The following is an 18,929-nucleotide window of genomic DNA, read 5'->3' on the forward strand; positions in this document are numbered from 1 at the left end:
CTGGGAGCAGTGCAGATGAAAACTAAGAGGGCTGATTGTATTACGTCAGACCCGGCTAATTTAAGCATATTCATGCTGAAGCGCGTCGAAGTAAATAGTAAATTTTTGTGCTAAGGTCCGTGGCCGCTTATTGTCCCGAATGCGGTTAAGGAATTAGTTGCCGAGTTATTTTATAGGGTTTGTTGTCCGAAGCCGTCCCCCTGACCCAGCCCGTCGCAGGCCGGGCGGTACCCGAATACACCAGGCTGGCCCCGATTTATTTGATGCGCGCCTGTTGCAGCCGCTTTTTCGTTGCGCCCGAGCAGTCAAAACCAGCTTGGCCTGCCGATGTGCAGGCTCTTAAGCAATGGGGCGCTGCTGCAGTAAGTCATATAGCTCGGCCGGCGACAGTTGTTCCAAGCGGAGCAAGGCCTCATACGGGTCGCCGGGTAGCTGCAGTAGCCGGGCAAAAGCCGGTTCCGTTTTCAGCCCTTGCTGCTTTAGTTGCTGCGCGGCCACTCGCCAAGGCTCCCCACCAGCCTGCAACACTGCGTATTCCACCTGCAGGTGCCGCACCGCGTGCTGCCGGGCCACCGGGCGCGGCTGACCAAAGACTTCCCAAGCGAAGCTGACTGCCTCAAAGCTCGCTACGACGGTAGGCAAACCCTGAAAACTGGCTTCAGCCAGGGAAAAGCTGGGCAAGCGGCCGTAGTGGCGGCGCAGCAGCTGCCCGAAAGCGCCCAACTCTGCCTCAGGCACTTCACAGATAAAGTCCAGGTCGCTGCCGGCCACATCGATGGCTAGCGGAATGGTGCCGGCCAGCACTGGTCCAAATGCCTGCAGGGCAGTAAGAATGCCCAGTTGCGTAATGGCCGCGTAGGCTTGCTGTTGGCGGGGCGTACCGGTTTGCAGGTAGCGCAGGTCGTGCCAGTCGCGCATGGGGTAGCCGGTGTCAGGTGGTATCTTGAAATGTTATGCTGAATCCCGTCGAAGCGCTGACGTTGCGCCTCACCCCCCGGCCCCCTCTCCGAAAAAGAGAGGGGGCGCCAGCCGAAGCGGGAGAGATGCTTCTGCTTTGCTCTACAGGACCGTTCCGAGTGCTTTAGGCGTAGTCTAATGGAATGTCCTGCCTCATCCATCGGGTATTGATGAGGCAGGACGTCTGAGAAGGTGCAAGCAGCTGCTCTGGCGCTGCTTAGCGCGTGAGCAGCTTCTGGCGCAGCCAGCGCCGCACCGGCTCGTCGTAGAACTTCAGGCTGGCGTAGGCGAGCAGCAGCGCGGAGCAGAACGTAAGCAGGGCTACGGGCCAGGTTTGCTGCAGCGGGAGCTTGTGGTTGCTGACCCAGCCCGTGTAGATGTATACCAGCGGGAAGTGGGTGATGTAAATGGGGTAGGAAATGTCGCCGAGGAACTTGCAGACCCGCGCCGCGCCGGGGCTGCTTATCTGCCCGCCGGCTCCCAGCCACACAATCAGCGGAAACACCACTACGATGCTAAGCGCCTCGTACAGGCCGTTTTGCCACAGCTGCGCGGGGCCGCCCACGCGCGGAAAGGCCAGCACCAGCACCAGTAGCAGGCTGCACCACCAGAAGGCATGCCCGACCCGGGGCAGCTTGGCGACGCGTGCCAGCAGCAACCCGGCAAAAAACGGGTACATCACCCGGCTGAAGCCGATGCGCAACTGCTTGGGCTCCAGCGCCCAGCCGCCGACCACGTCGCCGGCTGTGAGGGCCAGGTACACCAGCGCCGCGCCGGCCAGCAGCACCAGTACCGCGAGCGGACCGCGGGAAAGGCGGCGCACCCCAAAGGCATAGAGCAGATTGGCTACGTATTCGAAAAAGAGCGACCAGCCCGGACCGTTGAGCGGGTGCATTTCCTGCCAGCCCCGGATGTCCATCGACAAGGGCAGCGGCAGCAGTGTGAAGCCAACGAGCATGACCAGCAGCGTCTTCCAAACGGGTACCTCGCTGATGCCGGGCCACATGGCCGAATCCTGGAAGTAGAAGCACAGCGCCCCGACAATCATGCCCAGCACCACCAGGGGCTGCAAGCGCACCAGCCGGATCTTGATGAAGTCCTTCACCGTCATGCGCGTCCACCGGTCGTCGTAGGCGTAGGCGATGACGAAGCCCGAGAGCAGGAAGAAGAAGTCGACGGCAAGGTAGCCGTGGTTGATGAGTTGATCGAAGTGGCTGGTAGCGTGCGACTCGCACAGGTGAAAAGCCACCACCGTAAGCGCCGCTACGCCGCGCAGGCCGTCGAGGATGGCGTAGTGCGGCTTGGTGCTCAGGGCCGGGGCGTCCACGGCGGGAAGTAACTGGGTTTGCATAGGCTATGCCGACGGGTATGCAGGTAGTTCGTGCGGCCTAGTTAGTGCAATTTTGCCAACTCTGCGCCATCCTAAGCACACTAACAGCGCACTAACCCAATGAAAATCAGCCCCGCCGCGTGCGGGCCAAAGCCTGGGAAACGCCAACATCCCTTTAGCGCAGCCATTGCCCCTTGTAGGCCTCAGGGGCCTATTACAGCCCAGCAGCAAGGCACCCACGGCTGGTTGCCAAACGGGCGGACCAAGCCAAGTAGCCAGCAAAGTAAGAGCGCCGCCAGCCATGCGGGCTGCGAAGTCAGTATAATAGCTTGGTTGTAACTTCAAGTGCACGACATGGCTCCCCGCTCTGACCGCAAACATCAGCAACGAGACATTGTGGTCATTGGAGCCTCGGCGGGGGGCATTGCAGCCCTGCGGGAGTTGGTTCAGATGCTGCCCCACGATTTTCCGGCGCCCATTTTCGTGGTGCAGCACGTGGCACCCGATTCATCCAACTCCCTGGCCCGGCTGCTGGACGCGGTGGCGCCGCTTCCCGTTAAGCAACCCCACAACGGCGAGACGGTGGAGCCCGGCACCATTTACATTGCCCCCGCCGACCGCCACATGCTCGTCGAGAACGACCGGATTCTGATTACGCACGGCCCCAAGGAAAACAAGTTTCGGCCTTCTATTGACGCGTTGTTTCGCTCCGTGGCCTACTCCTACGGGCCGCGGGTTATTGGGGTGGTGCTCACCGGCTACCTCGACGACGGCACTTCCGGCCTGTGGACGGTGCAGCGCCTGGGCGGCGTGACGGTGGTGCAAGACCCGGATGACGCCGTCACGCCCGCCATGCCCATCAATGCCCTGCAGTTCGTGAAAGCCGATTACGTGGTGCCGCTGGCCGAGCTGGCCGCCCTGCTGGTGCGCCTCACGCTGGAGCCCGCGCCGCGCGCGCGCCGCCGCGCCGCCGCCGAGCTGGAGCTGTTGCAGCTCGAACTCGCCATTGCCAAGCAGGACAACGCCTTCGAAATGGGCATCATCGACAAGGGCCGGCTAACGCCGTTTACCTGCCCGGAATGCCACGGCGCCCTTACGCAGCTCATCGAGGGCAACATCATCCGCTACCGCTGCCACACCGGGCACGCCTACACCATCAGCACGCTGCTTTCGGAAGCAGCCGATTCGGTGGAAGCCATGCTCTACCAGAGCATGCGCGGGCTGGAGGAAACCAAAATGCTGCTGCAGACGCTCGGGAACCACTTCAAGCAAAACGGCCGCCCCGCGGCGGCGGCCACCTTCTTCCGCAAAGCCGAGAAGACCGGGGCCCAGGCCCGGGTGGTGCACGACTCCATTCTCAAGCACGAAGCGCTCAGCGGCGACCTGCGCTTTCAGAGTAGGGAAGACGACGAAGCGGACAGCAAGGCTGGGTAGGCCGGCGCGCTGCCGATACTCTCTACCACGTGTATGGTGCTCTGACCCGCCAAAGCAGGCCGTCCTGGCCGCAGCCGGGCCAGCTGAGCATAACAAATGGGTACGCACTCAGCGCGGCACCTACACGTTGCTGGTGAGCGTAGTGCCATCGGGACGGGCTGGCTGATGTGGTACAGGCCGCTGGGCACCGCGCCAAAGGCAATGCTGACGCCAGGCTGACCCCTCAGCGCCGGGTGGCAGCCCGGAGCCGGGCCCGTAGGTACTGCTGCAGCCACATGGGGTAGAGGTTGTAGCCCACGTTGGCGAGCAGAATCAGCAGGGCCCAGCCCAGGTAGCCGCGGGCCGCCGCGTACAGGCTGGTAAGCAGAAAGAACAACAGCAGCACCAGGTGAAACCGCTCCAGGTGGTACGAAGCCCGCAGCCGCCGCACGGCCGAGGTGCGGCCTTGCACCTGCCGAAACTCCGGAAAGTGCTGCCGCAGCCGGCGGTTCACCAGCTCACCGTTCTGCGCGAAGCGGTTCAGCCGGTGCACGCCCAGCCGTCGGTAAGCCGCTGGCTGGGCGCTCAGCCGCAGCCGCTCTAGCCCGGCCGCCGGCACCAGGTACAGCAGCAAACTAAGCGCGCTCAGCCCGTACAGCCACGGCCGCTCCATGTGCTGGTAGGCAAACACGACGACGGGCGCCAGGCCCAGCACCGACCATAGCACGTTGGGCACGGCGTTGTACCACGCCGCCAGTCGAACCGCCCGTTGTCGTTCAGATGCCATGATCCTGAGCTTGATATGCGTAATAATACACCCCTCGCGCTTCAGGCAGCGCTTGGTCGTGCCTTAGGCCCGGGAGTTGGGCGGCGGTTGGGGTTGGCTTAATCTTTGTCCCGGGTCAGGACCACAGTTATTCCTCCGCTTCAACGTTCCCCGTATGCGTCCATCTTTTCTCCTCGCCACTCTGCTGCTGACCGGCGGCGCCCTGGCCTTTAGCGCCGCGCCAGCTCGTGCCCAGGTAGTCATCAACATCGGTCAGCCGGCGCCCCCGCCGCCGGTAATCGTGGTGCACGAAGCCCGCCCGGTGAAGCATAAGCACCACCATCGTCACTACTACCAGCCGCGGCCCGTCGTGGTGGTTCCGGCCCAGCCGGTGTATTACGTGCCCGCTGGCGGCCCTCATGGCCACGGGCATGGGCGCGGCCACGGGCATGGCCATGGCCATGGGCACGGCCGCCACTAAACGGCCAACACCACTCAGCAACAGCCGGCTTTTGCTACGCGCAGAAGCCGGCTGTTTGGCGTCTGCTGAGTCGGCTATTCAGGGCTAGCACCAGGAAGCACGGGCCGTTAGCCAATTGGCGCGAAGCCAGCAGGTGGCTCTGGGGCAGGAAAACGGCGGGTATATAGCGGAACTTGAATTCTGCCGCGGAGCGCGTGCCCGGGACGCTTATCTTCGGCCCTTGCTGGTCGGGGCCACCGCTGCCCGAATGGCCGACTTTTCCTGCTTGCCAACTCTCCATCCCAACTTCCGCCCTGTGAAAACACCCAAGTCCATCCTGAAAAAAATCGTTAAGTGGGGAGTGATTGCAGCGGTGGCGTATGGGGTGCTGACCACCCTGATTCTGGGTCAAAACAGCGTAGACGAGCTAACCGGCCGGTACACGTATAATTGGTCGGGGCTGGATGCGCTGGTCAACCAGGAGAAATTCGGCTTTTTCACCGATCAGCCCGTGCCCACGGCCCTCGATGGCGTCGACGGCCCCTACGTGGTGGGCAACCGGCAGTTTGTGGTGGACCGCCACAACCAGCTGCGCAGCGCCCCGCTGCGGGCCGGTGAGCCGCTGCAGGTTCGGGTCAATAATCCGGACCAAGACTCCTTCTCCGTAGCATTGCGCGCGGCGCACCTGCGGCCGGCCGAAACCTACCCCATGCCGGCCCGGCTGCTGGCCATTTCCGATATCGAAGGCAACTTCGACGGCCTGATCAGCCTGTTGCGCAGCCACGGCGTGGTGGATGCGGGCTACAACTGGACCTTCGGACCCGGCCACCTGGTGCTGAACGGCGACTTCGTGGACCGCGGCGACAACGTGACGCCCGTGCTCTGGCTGATCTACAAGCTGGAGGCGCAGGCTGAGCAGGCCGGCGGGCGGGTGCACTACGTGCTCGGCAACCACGAGGTGATGAACCTCTACGGCGACCAGTCCTACGCACAGTACAAGTACATCGAGGTGGCCCGGCAGATCAGCGGCCGTGCGCGCTGGGACCAGGCCGGCCCCGCCCTGTACGCTGCCAATACCGAGCTGGGCCGCTGGCTGCGCACCAAAAACGTAGCCGAGCGCATCGGGCCTTACCTGTTTGTGCACGCCGGCCTCAAAACCAAGCTGGTGCAGCAGGGCCTGGGTCTCACCGAGCTCAACCGCATTGCCCGTACCTACTACGGCACCCGGGCCGCTAAGCGCCTCGCCGGCACCCGCGAAGGCCTCGTCCTCAGCTCCTACGACGGCCCTTACTGGGACCGAAGCCTGGCCCTGAACTGGCTGTACCGGGTGTTCTTTTTCTTCAACGACCCGCGCGGTGCCTCTTACCACCGCACCACCCAGCAGGAGCTGGAGCAGGTGCTACGCTTCTACCAGGCCGGGCGCCTGGTCATCGGCCACTCCGTCGTCGGCGACATCACGCCTGACTACGAGGGCAAGGTGCTCAAAATCGACATCAAGCACGGCCAGACCAAGCGCACCGGTCAGACCAAAGGCCTGCTGATCGAAAACGGCGCGGAGTACAAGGTAGACGACCTGGGCGGAAAGACCCGCCTCGGGCCCGCCGCTTCGTAGGTCGGGTTGCTCCGGCGCACCCAGTGGGTCGCAGTGGAGTAGGGCGCCTCCCCTAGTTGCTGATACCTCAATGGGCCACCGCAGGCGTGCGGCGCAGGGCGAAAGTCGGCTTGTTGCTGGTGCCGCAGGAGCTGCCCGCCGTAAAAGTACCGCTCAGGCCCTCGTTCAGCTGCCGGGCGTTGAAGCGGAAATCTTCCCCGTGCGGCCCCAAACCGAAGAAATGGAACTTGCCGGGGGCGCACAGGCTGGCCTGCAGGGTCAGCGGGACCAGCGCGCCGGCTTGTAGCGCCGTGGCCATGATTTGCCCGTCACGCTCAAAGAAGTGCAGTTGAAGAGTCCGGGTAGCGCCCTGCTCAGTGACTTGCCCCTGCCACTGGCCCAGCAGAAAGCGCAGCTGCTGCACGTCGGCGGCCGAAGCCTTTTCAAAGCACTTGTTTTGCGCGTGCAGCGCTGCGGGGCCGGCACCAGTCAGCAGCAAGCTCAGGAGTAACAAGCGAAATATCTTGTTCATGGCAGCTGGTTATAGTTGTGGATTGGCAAGGATCCCCGGAGCCAAGCGGGCCGAATTGCTTAGTCAATATAATCTTTTACCGATATAAGTCAGAACTATATTATTCGCTCCTTAACCAGCGGGGCTAGGTGCCACGCCGGTGCTCAAGCGTCAGTGCGCCAACCTATACCAGCGGCTGCCGCCGGTGCAGGAAGCGTTGCTTGAGCCACAAAAACGGTGCGCCCAGTGCCAAGATAAAGCCCCAGTCGGCCCCGAAACGGGCCAGCCCTTCCAGGGCCAGGTCGGGGCGGCCAACCACCGGGGCGGCCCCGATGAGGGCCGCGGCCGGAATAAAGGCCATGGCAATGAGGGGCCCGGCCTGAAAGCTGCGCCGGAAAGCCGCCAGCATCACCACGCCGGCCAAAGCGCCCGCGGCGGCCACGGCCAGCTCCATCAGCTTCGGGTGAGCCAGGTGCTCCACTTCCTTGTTGCCGGCCAGCAGCGCGGCGTCGGCCTCGCCCGCGGCTACCAGCGCCGCCATGGTGGCAGCTGCGGCCAGGATGAGCACCGTGTAGCCGGCCAGCGCCGAGGCTAAACCGCGCTTCACCAGCAGGCTCCGGCGCAGCACCAGGCCCAAGGCCACCGTGGTCATCGGGTCGAAGCCCGGCGCGATGATGGCGGAGGCCACGAAGGCCACCGCCTGCGGCACCGGCTCCGATACCAGCCCGACGGCGGCAATGATGCCGCCCAGCGCCATCAGCAGCAGGTAATTGGCCGTGATGTGCCCTTGGTGCCGCAGCCCGCTCTCCATTTCCTCCCAGATGGCCTCGTCCCGGTCGCTGCGCACGAGGTCGTAGTCATCAGGATTGATGAAGCTGGTGGCCTCGGCCGTGACGATGCTCACCCCGTGCTGATCGGGCACGGCGTCGCGCACGCGGCGCAGCACCGCGTCGGCACCGCGGTTGAGCACGTGCACGGTGAGCACGTCGCCGGCGGGCTTGAGCGAGCCGCCGCGCAGCAGCGTCAGGCCGATAACTTCTTCCAGGGCGGTCAGCTCGGCCTGCAACGAATCCGTTGCGGCCGGGGGAACGGTGATTTCCAGGGTGCGGTGCATAGGGCGGCGAATAGTGGCGGGCCGCCGACTGAGCGTGCAGCTAGTCGGCGGCCCGGTTATTCCCCTACGTGCGTTCGGGGCAGTGGCGTTGCGCCAGCTGACCAGCAGGACTGCCCAGATGCGGCCTACTTCTTCTGCCCGTACACCAGCAGCGAGGCTTTGGCCAGGGTAGCGCCGCTCATGTTGAAGCCGATATAAGCGGGCGTAGCCGTTGGGGGCAGGCTCAGCATTTTATCCAGAGCGTACACCGTGAGCATGTAGCGGTGGGCCGGCCCCGCCGTGGGCGCCGCACCGAAGTAACCGGGCAGGCCGGCGTCGTTGTGGGCCTGCACGGCGGCCGTGGGCAGAAGCTTCCTGGCCGGGTCGCCGGCCCCGGCTTTCAGCTCCGTCACCTCCGCCGGAATGTCGAATACCACCCAGTGCCAGAAGCCGCTGCCGGTGGGCGCATCGAGGTCGTACATGGTCACGGCGAAGCTCTTGGTGCCAGCCGGGGCGTGCTCCCAGGCAAGCTGAGGCGAAAGGTTTTCGCCGCCGAAGCCCATACCGTTGAAGTACTGCCGCGCGGGGAGCTGCCCGCCCAGGTCGGCGCTTTTCAGGGTGAAGCTCTGCGCCAGGGCGGCGCTGCTCAGGGCCGTGGCGGCCAGCAGGGTCAGAATCCTTTTCATGTTGCAGGTGAATTACTTACCCTGCAAAGCTAGATCGGCCCGGGGACGGCGGGTTAGGGGCAAACGGGCAAAAAGTGTGGCTAAACGTTCAAACTCTGGCGCTGGAATTTCTTCGGCGTCACGCCGTAGGTCTGCTTAAACGACTGGATGAAGCTGGACATGTTCTGGTAGCCTACGCGGTAGTACACGTCGCTGGCTTTCAGGGAGCCCTGCCGCAGCAGGTCGGCTGCGGTGGCCAGGCGCCGCTGCACCAGCCACTTGTTGGGCGTGGTGCCGTAGAGCCGCCCGAAGCGGCGCTTGAACGTGGAAACGCTCACGTTGCACAAAAACGCCAGGTCTTCCACCGTGATGGGCTGGTCGGCGTGGGCTTCCACCACCTTCCGGATTTCCAGGCTCTCGGTGGTTTCGGCGGCCAGCGCCCGCAGCGTGGGCAGGCACTGCGGGTAGCGCCGGGCCAGGTACAGCAGCAGCTCCTCCAGCTTGAGCTGCAGCAGGCTCGGCGGCAGCGCGGTGCCCGCCTCCAGCAGCAGGTTCAGCGACAGCACGAAGTTGCGCAGGAAGTCGTCGACCGGAAACGTGGCGGCCGGAGCCTTGGGCTGCGCCGGGCCCGGCGGCGTCAGCTCGGGGTACTTGTGGAAGAAGGCCGCCAGGGCCGCGTCGGTAAAGAAGAGCATGGTGCTGCGAAAAGCCCCGCCCGGCCCGGCGCGCTTTTCGCTCATCAGGCAGTTGCCCGTCGAGAGTAGCAGGAACTGCGCGGCGTCGACGCGCAGGGCGCTGACCGGGTGCAGCACCCATTTCTCGCCCTCCAGCGGAAAGCTGAACAGGTTGTAGTGCAGGGTAATCTGGGTGCGATGGTTGGGCCCCGGCGAAGTATGGCGCAGGATGTACACCTCCCCGGCCGGCTGGCCGCCTACCAGGTCTTGCGGCAGATTGTAATGCTGTTCCATGGGGCGTCGGCGGGCACCTTAAGGGTGCGTTCAGCTAAGATACCACGCGCCACAGTGCTGATGAAAGTACGGCTACCACCTTGCTCAGCGGGAAAAGGCTGCCCGGTTCCCACATCCCGGGCCGTGTGGCTAGTAAGCCACAAGAACGTCGTGCGGAGCGCCGTTGAAGCATCTCTACTGAACGATGCCATCAGAGCCAGACAACGAAGCGGTAGAGCTGCTTCGACGGCGCGGACGCCAGATAGAGCAGGACGGCCCGGAAAGCATAAACACACTCTTTCCAGTTACTGCCCTCAGCTCCTAGCGCGTCAGTTTCGCGTTGTTGAACTTGCCTTCCAGGGTGATTTGCCACAGCGGAGCCGTTACCGTCACCGGGGCCTTGGGCTGCGGCACGAAGGCGAGCTGCACGTGGTAGATGCCGCTGATAAGGGCCGAGCCCGGGTCGTAGGCGGTTATCTGCACGAAGCCGCTGGTGGCGCCGGGGCTGCCGGGCTGGTTATCGTACACCCGCGTCTGGCGGGCACTGCCACTGGCAAAGGAGTAGCTGTAAGTAACATCGGCCGCGCCGCTGCGGTCATTGGCCCCGCGCAGGAAGTACTGCCCCACGTAATCCTTCGCCAGCCGGTCCTGGTCGATGCGCAGCACCAACTCTTCCTCTTCCGGCACGGCAATGGTCAGCGACAGCGCGTCGTCGGTCACCTGGGCCGTGCCGATTAGCTTGCTGGTGGGCTGCTCCGTGCGCTCGGTTTCGGCGGGCGTCACGCCCAGCACCGTGCTGAACTCGTGGGTAAGGGCGTAGCTCTCCTTCGGCGTCGGGGCCGATTTCTTGCAGCTAGTCGATAGTACCGATACCGTAGCCAGCAGGGCAAGGAGGGAAAAGGTGGTCTTCATAGGGAATGAGGTGGTTAACATTGTCTATTCCCCCGATGCCAGTTTTGTGCCACAGGTGGCATCAGCCCCTCGCATAATCATGTGATATAAGGCCCCGGCCCGCTTACTTCAAGGACGTGATGGTGGCCTGTCGGGCCGTCAGGCGCCAGCCGGCGCGGGTTTTCAGCCATACGTCGGTGTACTGCCGGGTTTCGGTTTTGCCCGCAAACTCCGTCCCGCGCTGCGGCGTCACGATTTCCCGGCCCATGGCCACGGCGAGGTTGTCGACCACCGTCACGCGCTCCACGATGCGCTTTACCGTCGAATAGTCGATCTGGCCCTGGCGGATAAAGCCGAAAATCTGGGGCCGCGTCACGATCTGCCCGTAGGGGTTGTTCACCACGAACTGCGGAGCCCAGAGGCTGAGTAGCGCCGCGGTGTCGCCCCGCTGTACGGTATTGATTTCGAGTTCTTCGAGCCGGCGGATTTCCGTCTCGTCCTTGCTTTGGGCCCACGCCGCGGCGGGCAGCAACAACACGGCGGCGCTCAGGCCAAATAGCTTTTTCATGGCAACGTGGGAGGTTAAGGCGAATGATGCCCCTAACCTACCCGCCGCCCGGCCCTGGCTAGTGGTAAAAAATCGGCAATGTCAGCGGGGTGGCCGCGCCAGGCGGTCGGGGGCTTGGGCCTGGGCTAGCAGCAGGGCCGGCGGGGTGGCGTGGGCAAACTGCCGGAAGTCCTTGGCCAGGTGCTGGTAGTCGTAGTAGCCGCATTCCACCGCTACCTGTAGCCAGTCCAGCTCGGGCCGCGCCGCTTTCAGCGCGTGCGCCTGCCCGAAGCGGCAGATGCGCCCGAACAGCTTGGGCCCCACCCCGAGCTGCTGCCGAAACCGCCGCTCCAGCTGGCTCACCGACAGGCAGGCATCCTGGGCCAGCTGGTCGAGCGAATAGGCTTGCGGCTGCGCTGCCAGCCGCATCAAGGCCCGGTCGAAGGGCTCGAATGCAAGGCGCAGACGCTGAATGCGCTGCCACAGGTAGGCTTCCGTCTGCTCGATGAGGGCCGCGTACGTGGGGGCATTCACCAGCTGCTCCTGCACCTGCCGGATATCGGCGGCCAGCACCGCTTCCGCGTCGATACGGGCGTTGGTAAACTCGGGCAGGGGCAGGCGCACAAACTTGCTGAGCACGCCCGGCTGAAACTGCACCGACAGCATCCGGAACCGGGGCGTGATGTAGAAATCGAAGCGCGCCGACTGGGTGCCGTTCAGGGCCGTGGGGGCGTACACCCGCGTGGCGCCCGAGGCCGCATCCACGGCCGTGACATGCCCGCGCAGGTAAAACACCAGGCACTGCTCCACGTTGGCGGCCATGGCCTTGGCCGGCACCGCTTCGCCGGGCGCGGCCGTCACGTCCAGCAGCAGGTACTCCCGGATGAAGGGCCTTAGGTGCGCCGACGGCGGCAGGGTCTGGTAGTAGATGTCCATGTCATCCGGGCGGGCGGCGGGCACGGGCTGTCCATGCCCCGCCCTCCCCGCTGATGCTGAATATACACCCAGATCGTTAGTCATGCCCAGCGGAGGCTACGACGTGCCGGTGTTTGCCGACACTGCCTGAACCCGTGTGACGGGCTAACGGCTTTTCACGAATAAGGCAGTGTTTTTCCTAGCCAAGGCGTTGCCCTGCAACATATAGCCTTCCTGGTAAAGCTGCTGCACGATCTGATGGAATGCTTCTAAAGCCTTGTTGGCTCCGCCAACGCCGGGTATTTCCCCTATTTCACTACTTCCAAATCGGCTAATGCCACCGGATGCGCACTCAATGCGAGCAGACAGGCCTACAGCAGAACAAGCTTTTTCATGACCTTCAGGTAGCGGCCGGCCTGGTCGCGGCGCTACATTGGCGTCGGGAGAGCTATGTTTAAACCTATGAAAGCACTTCTTATAACGGCCGGCCTACTGCTAAGCGGCGCTACCGCGAGCTTCGCCCAGACAGCCCCTGCCTACGAGTTTATGACGGTTTTGGAGTCAGAGTCACAAATGGGCGGCCAGGCCAAAATTATCTTCGCGCCGGCTTTTCAGGGCAAGTCAGAAATGCCGCTGGAGGAGTTACCCGGCGGTGTATCGAACAAGTACCATACGGTTTTGCGGAAGAATATGGAAGTAGTCAACCAGCAGCTGAGCGGTATCACCGTCGCGGGCTGGGAGCTGGTCCACGTGTCAACGGACCGGATGGGCACCCAGTACCTGTTTCGGAAGGCAAAACACTAGCTCACGCAGTGGTACGGCCCACCCTGGCCTCCGACGCGCCAGGGTGGGACCCGTTGCTAATACGCATGTAGCGCCGCGTAACCCGGGCCGGTTCACGTTGCGCATTACCAACTAGCCTCTCAGGTAGGGGCCAAACCTTCAAACGGTTGTGCTACGGCAAGCCGGTATCAGCACGCCGCATGAGCCCCTGCCGCTTACAGCTTGCCCGCTAGTGTAAGGGCACCCACACCGCCGGGGTGCCGTAGTCAACTTGAAACTTCAAATCGTAAAACGGAAACCCGCCAGAGACGCCGTAGCACTGGCCGTTCGGGTAAGGGTCGCTGCCCGAGCCGGCCAGGTAAACATCACTGCCACCAAACGTAACGGAGAAGCTGTACGGCTGCCCTGAGGCTAGAAAAACGCCGAGCGAAGCAACCGAAATGGTGAAGGGCTGACCGGCGACTAAGTTCAACGTCTGGGGTGTCGTCGTGCCCCGGGGCGTCCCGGTAGGCGAATTGCTGGAGTACAGCTTTACGCTGACGGTGCTGCTGCCCGTGCGGCCACTATAAACGGTAACCGATTGCCAGACACCGGAGCCGGTGGGCACAAAGCTCTGCGCTAGCTCAAAGGTTGGAAAGCCGCCGTTAAGCGTTTGACTGCTGACGTTCTGCACCACGCTGCCGGATACCGCGGCGGCGGTGCAGCCGTAGAACTTGCTGTCGGTCGTATTGAAAATCTGAAGTCCTGGTACGGCCCCGCTGATGGCATTCATCTGGGCCGTAGTCAGGCGGGGCAGCAGCAGGCCCTGGGAGGTACTCCGCACTTCCAGCGCCGCGCTGGCAACGGGGGTGGTGGTGCCAATGCCCACTGATTGGGCGCTGGAAAGAGCAGGCCAGCTTAATGCCGCCAACAAGTAGAGTTGCTTCATTCTTCAAAGCTACCAAGAGCTTACCAGGAAATTAAGCCGATCAGGAACTGAAGTTCCCCAGCAAGTTGCGGCAGGCGTTGCCGGGCTCTGCTCGGTAGCCAGCGGCGTCGAGGGGCCTGGGCTCCGCTCTGTCCTAGGCTCGTCGAACGGCAGGGCAGCGCAGCCAGGCAGAAGCCAGAGGAAGCAACCCGAAACGACGTTTCAGCGCCAGAGCCCGGCATCAGATTCTGGCGCTGAAACGGCTACTTACCGCTGCTGCCCGTCAGGTTGCTCAGGCGGCCGAGGTCGTCGAAGGTGGCGGTGAGGCTGCCGCCGGCGCCGGTGGCCGTGACCGTGTCGGCCTGCTCGGCTACGGTGTAGCCTTTCAGCGTGGCGTAGCTGATGAAGGCGGGGCGGTGGTGCATCTCATAAAAGGAAATGGCCTCGGGAAAGGCGTGCAGCAGCCGGGCCACGTCGTGCTTGCGGTGCTGGTCGATCAGCGGGCTCTTCACGGTGATGAGCATCACGCCCTGCCCGTAGTCGGCCAGGTAGTAGCCGCTGGCGTCGAACATGCCCGAGGCAATGGCGCCGATCAGGTGCAGGTCGTCTTCCTCCGCATCCACGGCGTCGTGCTTGAGCAGGTCGATTTCCTGCTGCTCCCCGTAGGCTTTGAGCTGCAGGGCCTGCTCCAGCAGCTGCTTTGGGATGCCCGATTGGGTGTTGGCCCAGGCCCACAGCCAGCTTTCGGACGAGTGCGAGAACGTACCCAGAATCTGCACCGGAAACACCAGCGCCGGCCCAAATGAAATCGTGCCCGCCGCCATATCGAAGCTCCAGTCATTCTCCCCGATGACCTCGAACAGGTCGTTCTGCTTGTCGTAGGCAATGGCGCTGTAGCGCTCCAGCAGTTCCTGCACGGATTTGCACGGCGTGGCTTCGAGGTTGGTCGGGGTCATGGGAGGGTTGGGGTAGGGGTTAAAGGAAAGCTCGGCGGCTTGCGTAGTGCTTACTAGTAGGTTGCGGGCAAAGTTGCTCGGCTTCTGCTGCCGCGAGTTTAGCGCAGTGTAACTCGGGCCTGTAATAACGCGGGTTTCCAACTTGCCTACCAGCACGACGACGTCCGGACGGCGCGGTGCCGCCGTGTCAACAAGGCAGCCACAGCCTCCCTGGTTGGCTAGTCACGAGTTCCGTGGCGCTCAACTCGCGGCAGACGTATCCAGAAGCTATATTGAATATTATTAACAAATAATATAAATTATTTGAAACCAAAAACGACTCGGTCTTATGAAAGAGATGCTACTAGGAATGTTTCTGGCCTTGGAAAAAACAGAAGGGAACCTGGACTTGCTCAAACTGCTCCTGACTGCAGTGCTTTCCATCATCGGAGCTTGGATTGGCGGAGCGTTTGGCGCCAAACGCGGCTTCGAACAGTTTCGCGACCAACAGGCCTTTGGTAAACGCCTCGCCTGGTACGAGGAAATGATTAGTGCCCTGTTGCAGGGGGCCACCAACTTGGCCGTTGCGGCGACGCTGAAGGAGTATGCCCAGAATGAACATGACCATGAGGAGGCCTTGCGGTCCTGGCGGGATATGCAGCCCAAGCATTTGCTGATTAACCAGATAACGGCCAAAGGCATTTTGTATGCCCAGCAGGAAACCTACAACAAGCTGTGGAAGGCCACAGGCTTTTTGCAAGAGCTGGCCGACCAAAGCAATGCATTCAACTTCTTGAATCGGGAGCACCTGGATAGCATGGACCACACCAAGGTGCAGCTTCGGCGAGCAGCCGATGCCTTGGCCGAAGACATGCGGGCCCAACTCGGGATAGATCCGCTGGGCACGCACCCACGCGACCTGGAAAAGCAACCGCTACCTGCACCACCTGCCGGGCTCTAGCTGCCACGAGTCCATAAGTAAGCAAGCCCATTGCATGGACTAATACCACACCGGCCCGGCCGCCGCTACGGGCAACCGGGCCGGTGACTTCAACGCAGCCGCGCCGCACTTACCCGCCAAACGTCTCCTTCTGGAACCCGAAGCCGCGCAGCTCGGCCTCGTAGGTGTCGGGGTAGTTGGCCTTGATGTGGTGAATGAGCGCCCGCAGTCCCTTGCGCACCTGCGCCTCGCCCTGGTCTTTCTGGCTCACCTTGCCGCTGCGCTGCCCGGTGCTGGTGGTGGCGTCGGCCAGCAAGGCCTGGTACTCGTCGTAGAGGGGCTGCCAGTAAGCGGTGCCGTACTTGTTCTTGTCGAATTTGTGCTTGCGCAGGGCCGCCAGCAGCTTGCCCACGGCCTGCACGCGCTCGGGGCGCGCGGTGGGCAGCTGATAGCTTTTGCCCACCTTCTCGATGCCGAACTCGCCGTAGTAGGCTTCTTCGTCGTCGTACTGCTCGCCCAGGTAGCCTTTCACGTAGCGCAGGCCGGCGTCTAGCTGCTTGTCGAGGGCTTTCAGGCGCTTGGCCTGCGGGGCGCGGGCGTCGCCGGCGCTGTCGGCCTCCTGGTGGTTGGCTACGAAGGCTGCCACCTGGGCCGCAAAGTCGTCCTTGGTCAGCCACAGCAGCGCGGGCAGCCTGGAGGCCTGCCAGCCGGCGGCTACCGTAGTGGCCAGCGCGCCCAAGGACACGCCTTTGCTGGGGAGTTGGGCCGTGCGCCGCACGGTTTTGGGTTTGGTGGGCGCCGAAGTGGCCAGCCCGGTAATCTCAGTTGACATAAACGAAACGGATTAATTGTATTACTGCTGGAATATAGCACTCGTTATAAGCAAAGTGCACCGGGCAAGCATCGATTTTTTATCGTTTTCGCAACGCAGGCGAGGCGTTGGCCGCCACGCGAGCCAGCCGTATTCCCATGAGCACGAAAACAATGGTTTCCGTGCTGCTAGGAACTCCCACGAGCCCGGAAATCATTGTTTCTGCCCTTATAGGAATTCCCATGAGCCCAGAAACCATTGTTTTTGTGCTCATGAGAATTCCCAGTTGCTGAGAAACCATTGATTCTGGGCTCATGGGAATTCCTAGCAGCACGGAAACCATTGTTTTCGTGCTCTTAGTACTTCCTGCTGGGTTGCGGCGCGGTAGTCAGCGGCTAGTAATGAGCAGCTGGCGCGGGTTTAGCGTCAGAGCGAGGGGCAGCATGTCGATTGAGTATAAGCCTCTACTTGGGGGCGTGGTTCTTTATCCGAGTTAGGTAGCTCTGCAGGCGGTAAGCCGCCGCATTGTTCTCTTCGTATCCACCGCATTCAAAATGCGGTCCACCGTAGCCGTATGGTCTGAAGCGCACTACTAAGAAGTTGTCAAGGTCGTGGGCCGGCGGTGGCGGGGGCGGCGCATTTGGGTCACGGGTTCTCAAACTAACCGGTAGCGCAAACACCTGCCGGGCCATCTGATAGATAGAATCGACCTGGTTAGTGGTAAGGCTGATTCGGAGCGTATCAAACGGAACGCGCCGAAACCGGGGTAGCGCATTGGGATGCGTCGCCCAAAGCGTATCGTAGCGGGAGCAAGCGTAAAGCGTTGCATTGATGCCACTGGCATTGGGGCTCATTTCTACTTCGAGGCTAGCCTCCGGCCCAATCATCGGATTGGTGTCCTCTACCGCCAAGGAGTAGTCGTAGGCTAGCTGGGAAGAGTTCTTGGAAGTACAACCGATCAGAAGTAGCCCAATGCCGTAGCGTAGTAGGGTTGTTTGATTAGGCATAAGCCATAAGGTAAACCGCAGAAGGCCTTACCAGTTGGCCGGGGGCTTAAGTTAGCGGGAAGTTGAATCTCTAAACAACCCCCGCCGCCTGGATAGCCAGTATCCGGGCGGCGGTGGTGTCTTGGAGCCGCTGTATAGGTCATGCAATACCAAAACTTGGGTTAGACAAGAGAGTTTACATTGTTTTATCTATTTTGCTCGGCGTTTTATTCTAAGGCCATGAAAAAACCAAAAAGCATTCCGTCGCTACCACTATTTGACGATAGATTCCTGGAGCAATATGCAGGTATACATATAATAAAGTCTCCTAAAGTTGCCATAATGGAACTTGTTGCCAATGCTTGGGACGCGGGCGCATCACAAGTTATTATCACTTGGCCTGAAAAAGACGGTGATAAGTTCGCAGTACAGGACAATGGACATGGAATGACTGAAAATCAGTTCATGACTAGATTTCAAATGTTATCTTATGATAGAGCTAAATATCAGGGACTACATGCTGAAATTCCATTTGATAATAACATAGAGGGTTCTAGAACTGTATTTGGCAAAAACGGCAAAGGTCGTTTTTCTGGCTTCGCTTTTGGCAAAGATTACTTTGTGAGGACTTGGAGGGATGGATATGAAAATGTCTTTAGGGTGTTTCTGAAAAACGGCGGCAACCTAAGATTTAAAAAAATAGGTGATGCAACACCGCGCGCAGGCCATGGAACAGAAATATATGTAGAGCATGCTCAGCAAGCAATATTGTCAGAAGCACTTGTGCGCTCTGAAATAGGTATGCGGTTCTTGGTGGATCCTAAATTTGAAGTATTTCTAAATAGTGTTCAAATTGATTTCTCGGATATACCAAAGGACAATGTAGAAGAAATATTGTTAGATGTCGAGGGAGTAGGTCAGGTCAAGATAACAATCATAGATGTCAAAGCAACTGATAAAACTACACATCAGCATGGAGTTGCTTGGCTGGTAAATAAACGAATGGTTGGAGAATGTAGTTGGAAAGGGACGGGATACGAATATTTGCTTGATGGAAGGAAAGTTGCTGCAAAAAGATATACGTTTATCGTAGAAGCTGATGCGCTTGCCAATCATTACGCAATATTGCCGGATTGGACAGCATTTAATCCCGTAGTTCCAGAGTATAAAAAAGTACTAGACGCTGTCAACAATACAATCAAAGGTTATTTGATTGATTTAACTAAGGAGAGTCGCGAAGAAGTATTCAAGGATATAAAGAAACAGAATATACAAGAATTAAAATTAATGGGTTTGGTTAGTCGACAGAAATGGGAAGAATTTGTTAAAGATATAGCAGATTCACAGACAATGTAGCTGCTGGCGCTCCGCGTACGTAAGCGGCTGTATGCAAGCATACTCGATGGATTTGCGTCAGCGCGTGGCGCAGGCGCTGGCCGAGCCGGGCGCCCGGCAGGCCCAAGTGGCCGCGCGCTTTTGCG

The 18,929-nt window shown here is 61.1% G+C and carries 19 protein-coding genes; 6 read left to right on the forward strand and 13 right to left on the reverse strand.

Features of this window, described 5'->3' with window-relative positions:
* Positions 1-339 precede the first annotated feature (339 nt).
* Both B0919_RS03715 and B0919_RS03720 read right to left on the reverse strand, forming a co-directional pair.
* Entirely contained in the window at positions 340-918 is a 579-nt protein-coding gene (locus B0919_RS03715) for a DUF4269 domain-containing protein (protein WP_078010833.1), read from the reverse strand.
* A gap of 256 nt (positions 919-1,174) precedes the next feature.
* A complete protein-coding gene (locus B0919_RS03720; protein WP_078010834.1) occupies positions 1,175-2,308 on the reverse strand; it encodes an acyltransferase family protein in 1,134 nt (377 codons plus the stop codon).
* A gap of 333 nt (positions 2,309-2,641) precedes the next feature.
* Between B0919_RS03720 and B0919_RS03725 the strand changes: the two genes are divergently transcribed.
* The gene (locus B0919_RS03725) at positions 2,642-3,721 is read left to right on the forward strand and encodes a chemotaxis protein CheB (RefSeq protein WP_078010835.1); all 1,080 of its coding nucleotides are present in this window, start codon (positions 2,642-2,644) and stop codon (positions 3,719-3,721) included.
* Positions 3,722-3,944: 223 nt separating this feature from the next.
* On the opposite strand, the gene B0919_RS03730 is transcribed toward B0919_RS03725, so the two are convergent.
* Complete coding sequence (locus B0919_RS03730) at positions 3,945-4,487, reverse strand: hypothetical protein (RefSeq protein ID WP_139361880.1); 543 nt, start codon at positions 4,485-4,487, stop codon at positions 3,945-3,947.
* 154 nt (positions 4,488-4,641) lie between these two features.
* Here B0919_RS03730 and B0919_RS03735 point away from each other — a divergent pair, with 154 nt between their 5' ends.
* Together B0919_RS03735 and B0919_RS03740 are read left to right on the forward strand one after the other, a co-directional pair.
* The gene (locus B0919_RS03735) at positions 4,642-4,947 is read left to right on the forward strand and encodes a hypothetical protein (protein WP_078010837.1); all 306 of its coding nucleotides are present in this window, start codon (positions 4,642-4,644) and stop codon (positions 4,945-4,947) included.
* A 295-nt stretch (positions 4,948-5,242) separates the two neighbouring features.
* Positions 5,243-6,538 carry a metallophosphoesterase gene (locus tag B0919_RS03740; protein ID WP_176132834.1) on the forward strand — a complete coding sequence of 432 codons (1,296 nt, stop codon included), beginning with the start codon at positions 5,243-5,245 and terminating at the stop codon, positions 6,536-6,538.
* Between the two features lie 67 nt (positions 6,539-6,605).
* Here B0919_RS03740 and B0919_RS03745 read toward each other — a convergent pair whose 3' ends face one another.
* The 7 genes from B0919_RS03745 to B0919_RS03775 form a co-directional block, all read right to left on the reverse strand.
* On the reverse strand, positions 6,606-7,049 hold the full coding sequence (locus B0919_RS03745; protein WP_078010839.1) for a hypothetical protein: 444 nt from the start codon (positions 7,047-7,049) through the stop codon (positions 6,606-6,608).
* A 163-nt stretch (positions 7,050-7,212) separates the two neighbouring features.
* A complete protein-coding gene (locus B0919_RS03750) occupies positions 7,213-8,142 on the reverse strand; it encodes a DUF389 domain-containing protein (protein ID WP_078010840.1) in 930 nt (309 codons plus the stop codon).
* A gap of 125 nt (positions 8,143-8,267) precedes the next feature.
* Positions 8,268-8,807 carry a YbhB/YbcL family Raf kinase inhibitor-like protein gene (locus tag B0919_RS03755; RefSeq protein WP_078010841.1) on the reverse strand — a complete coding sequence of 180 codons (540 nt, stop codon included), beginning with the start codon at positions 8,805-8,807 and terminating at the stop codon, positions 8,268-8,270.
* 80 nt (positions 8,808-8,887) lie between these two features.
* Entirely contained in the window at positions 8,888-9,754 is an 867-nt protein-coding gene (locus tag B0919_RS03760) for a helix-turn-helix domain-containing protein (protein ID WP_078010842.1), read from the reverse strand.
* A gap of 300 nt (positions 9,755-10,054) precedes the next feature.
* A complete protein-coding gene (locus B0919_RS03765) occupies positions 10,055-10,645 on the reverse strand; it encodes a hypothetical protein (RefSeq protein WP_078010843.1) in 591 nt (196 codons plus the stop codon).
* Positions 10,646-10,748: 103 nt separating this feature from the next.
* Positions 10,749-11,192, reverse strand: coding sequence for a nuclear transport factor 2 family protein (locus tag B0919_RS03770; RefSeq protein ID WP_078010844.1), 444 nt, complete (start codon positions 11,190-11,192; stop codon positions 10,749-10,751).
* Between the two features lie 81 nt (positions 11,193-11,273).
* Positions 11,274-12,131 carry a helix-turn-helix domain-containing protein gene (locus tag B0919_RS03775; protein WP_176132835.1) on the reverse strand — a complete coding sequence of 286 codons (858 nt, stop codon included), beginning with the start codon at positions 12,129-12,131 and terminating at the stop codon, positions 11,274-11,276.
* 417 nt (positions 12,132-12,548) lie between these two features.
* On the opposite strand from B0919_RS03775, the gene B0919_RS03780 reads away from it, so the two are divergent.
* Entirely contained in the window at positions 12,549-12,890 is a 342-nt protein-coding gene (locus B0919_RS03780) for a hypothetical protein (protein ID WP_139361881.1), read from the forward strand.
* A gap of 208 nt (positions 12,891-13,098) precedes the next feature.
* On the opposite strand, the gene B0919_RS03785 is transcribed toward B0919_RS03780, so the two are convergent.
* Positions 13,099-13,797: a hypothetical protein gene (locus B0919_RS03785; RefSeq protein ID WP_139361882.1), complete on the reverse strand. Its 699-nt coding sequence runs from the start codon at positions 13,795-13,797 to the stop codon at positions 13,099-13,101.
* 242 nt (positions 13,798-14,039) lie between these two features.
* Positions 14,040-14,732: a DUF6882 domain-containing protein gene (locus B0919_RS03790; protein ID WP_139361883.1), complete on the reverse strand. Its 693-nt coding sequence runs from the start codon at positions 14,730-14,732 to the stop codon at positions 14,040-14,042.
* A 328-nt stretch (positions 14,733-15,060) separates the two neighbouring features.
* Between B0919_RS03790 and B0919_RS03795 the strand changes: the two genes are divergently transcribed.
* Positions 15,061-15,672: a hypothetical protein gene (locus tag B0919_RS03795; RefSeq protein WP_078010849.1), complete on the forward strand. Its 612-nt coding sequence runs from the start codon at positions 15,061-15,063 to the stop codon at positions 15,670-15,672.
* 109 nt (positions 15,673-15,781) lie between these two features.
* Here B0919_RS03795 and B0919_RS03800 read toward each other — a convergent pair whose 3' ends face one another.
* On the reverse strand, positions 15,782-16,483 hold the full coding sequence (locus B0919_RS03800; RefSeq protein ID WP_078010850.1) for a hypothetical protein: 702 nt from the start codon (positions 16,481-16,483) through the stop codon (positions 15,782-15,784).
* A gap of 1,205 nt (positions 16,484-17,688) precedes the next feature.
* Here B0919_RS03800 and B0919_RS03810 point away from each other — a divergent pair.
* Positions 17,689-18,804 (forward strand): ATP-binding protein, encoded by a 1,116-nt coding sequence (locus B0919_RS03810; RefSeq protein WP_078010852.1) that lies wholly within the window; start codon positions 17,689-17,691, stop codon positions 18,802-18,804.
* Positions 18,805-18,929 lie beyond the last annotated feature (125 nt).

Source organism: Hymenobacter sp. CRA2 (assembly GCF_002007105.1).
Classification (GTDB): domain Bacteria; phylum Bacteroidota; class Bacteroidia; order Cytophagales; family Hymenobacteraceae; genus Solirubrum.

Coding starts and splice junctions, on each gene's coding strand:
- B0919_RS03715 (WP_078010833.1), bottom strand. CDS start 918: ATGCGCGACTGGCACGACCTGCGCTACCTGCAAACCGGTACGCCCCGC.
- B0919_RS03720 (WP_078010834.1), bottom strand. CDS start 2,308: ATGCAAACCCAGTTACTTCCCGCCGTGGACGCCCCGGCCCTGAGCACC.
- B0919_RS03725 (WP_078010835.1), top strand. CDS start 2,642: ATGGCTCCCCGCTCTGACCGCAAACATCAGCAACGAGACATTGTGGTC.
- B0919_RS03730 (WP_139361880.1), bottom strand. CDS start 4,487: ATGGCATCTGAACGACAACGGGCGGTTCGACTGGCGGCGTGGTACAAC.
- B0919_RS03735 (WP_078010837.1), top strand. CDS start 4,642: ATGCGTCCATCTTTTCTCCTCGCCACTCTGCTGCTGACCGGCGGCGCC.
- B0919_RS03745 (WP_078010839.1), bottom strand. CDS start 7,049: ATGAACAAGATATTTCGCTTGTTACTCCTGAGCTTGCTGCTGACTGGT.
- B0919_RS03750 (WP_078010840.1), bottom strand. CDS start 8,142: ATGCACCGCACCCTGGAAATCACCGTTCCCCCGGCCGCAACGGATTCG.
- B0919_RS03755 (WP_078010841.1), bottom strand. CDS start 8,807: ATGAAAAGGATTCTGACCCTGCTGGCCGCCACGGCCCTGAGCAGCGCC.
- B0919_RS03760 (WP_078010842.1), bottom strand. CDS start 9,754: ATGGAACAGCATTACAATCTGCCGCAAGACCTGGTAGGCGGCCAGCCG.
- B0919_RS03765 (WP_078010843.1), bottom strand. CDS start 10,645: ATGAAGACCACCTTTTCCCTCCTTGCCCTGCTGGCTACGGTATCGGTA.
- B0919_RS03770 (WP_078010844.1), bottom strand. CDS start 11,192: ATGAAAAAGCTATTTGGCCTGAGCGCCGCCGTGTTGTTGCTGCCCGCC.
- B0919_RS03780 (WP_139361881.1), top strand. CDS start 12,549: ATGAAAGCACTTCTTATAACGGCCGGCCTACTGCTAAGCGGCGCTACC.
- B0919_RS03785 (WP_139361882.1), bottom strand. CDS start 13,797: ATGAAGCAACTCTACTTGTTGGCGGCATTAAGCTGGCCTGCTCTTTCC.
- B0919_RS03790 (WP_139361883.1), bottom strand. CDS start 14,732: ATGACCCCGACCAACCTCGAAGCCACGCCGTGCAAATCCGTGCAGGAA.
- B0919_RS03795 (WP_078010849.1), top strand. CDS start 15,061: ATGAAAGAGATGCTACTAGGAATGTTTCTGGCCTTGGAAAAAACAGAA.
- B0919_RS03800 (WP_078010850.1), bottom strand. CDS start 16,483: ATGTCAACTGAGATTACCGGGCTGGCCACTTCGGCGCCCACCAAACCC.
- B0919_RS03810 (WP_078010852.1), top strand. CDS start 17,689: ATGAAAAAACCAAAAAGCATTCCGTCGCTACCACTATTTGACGATAGA.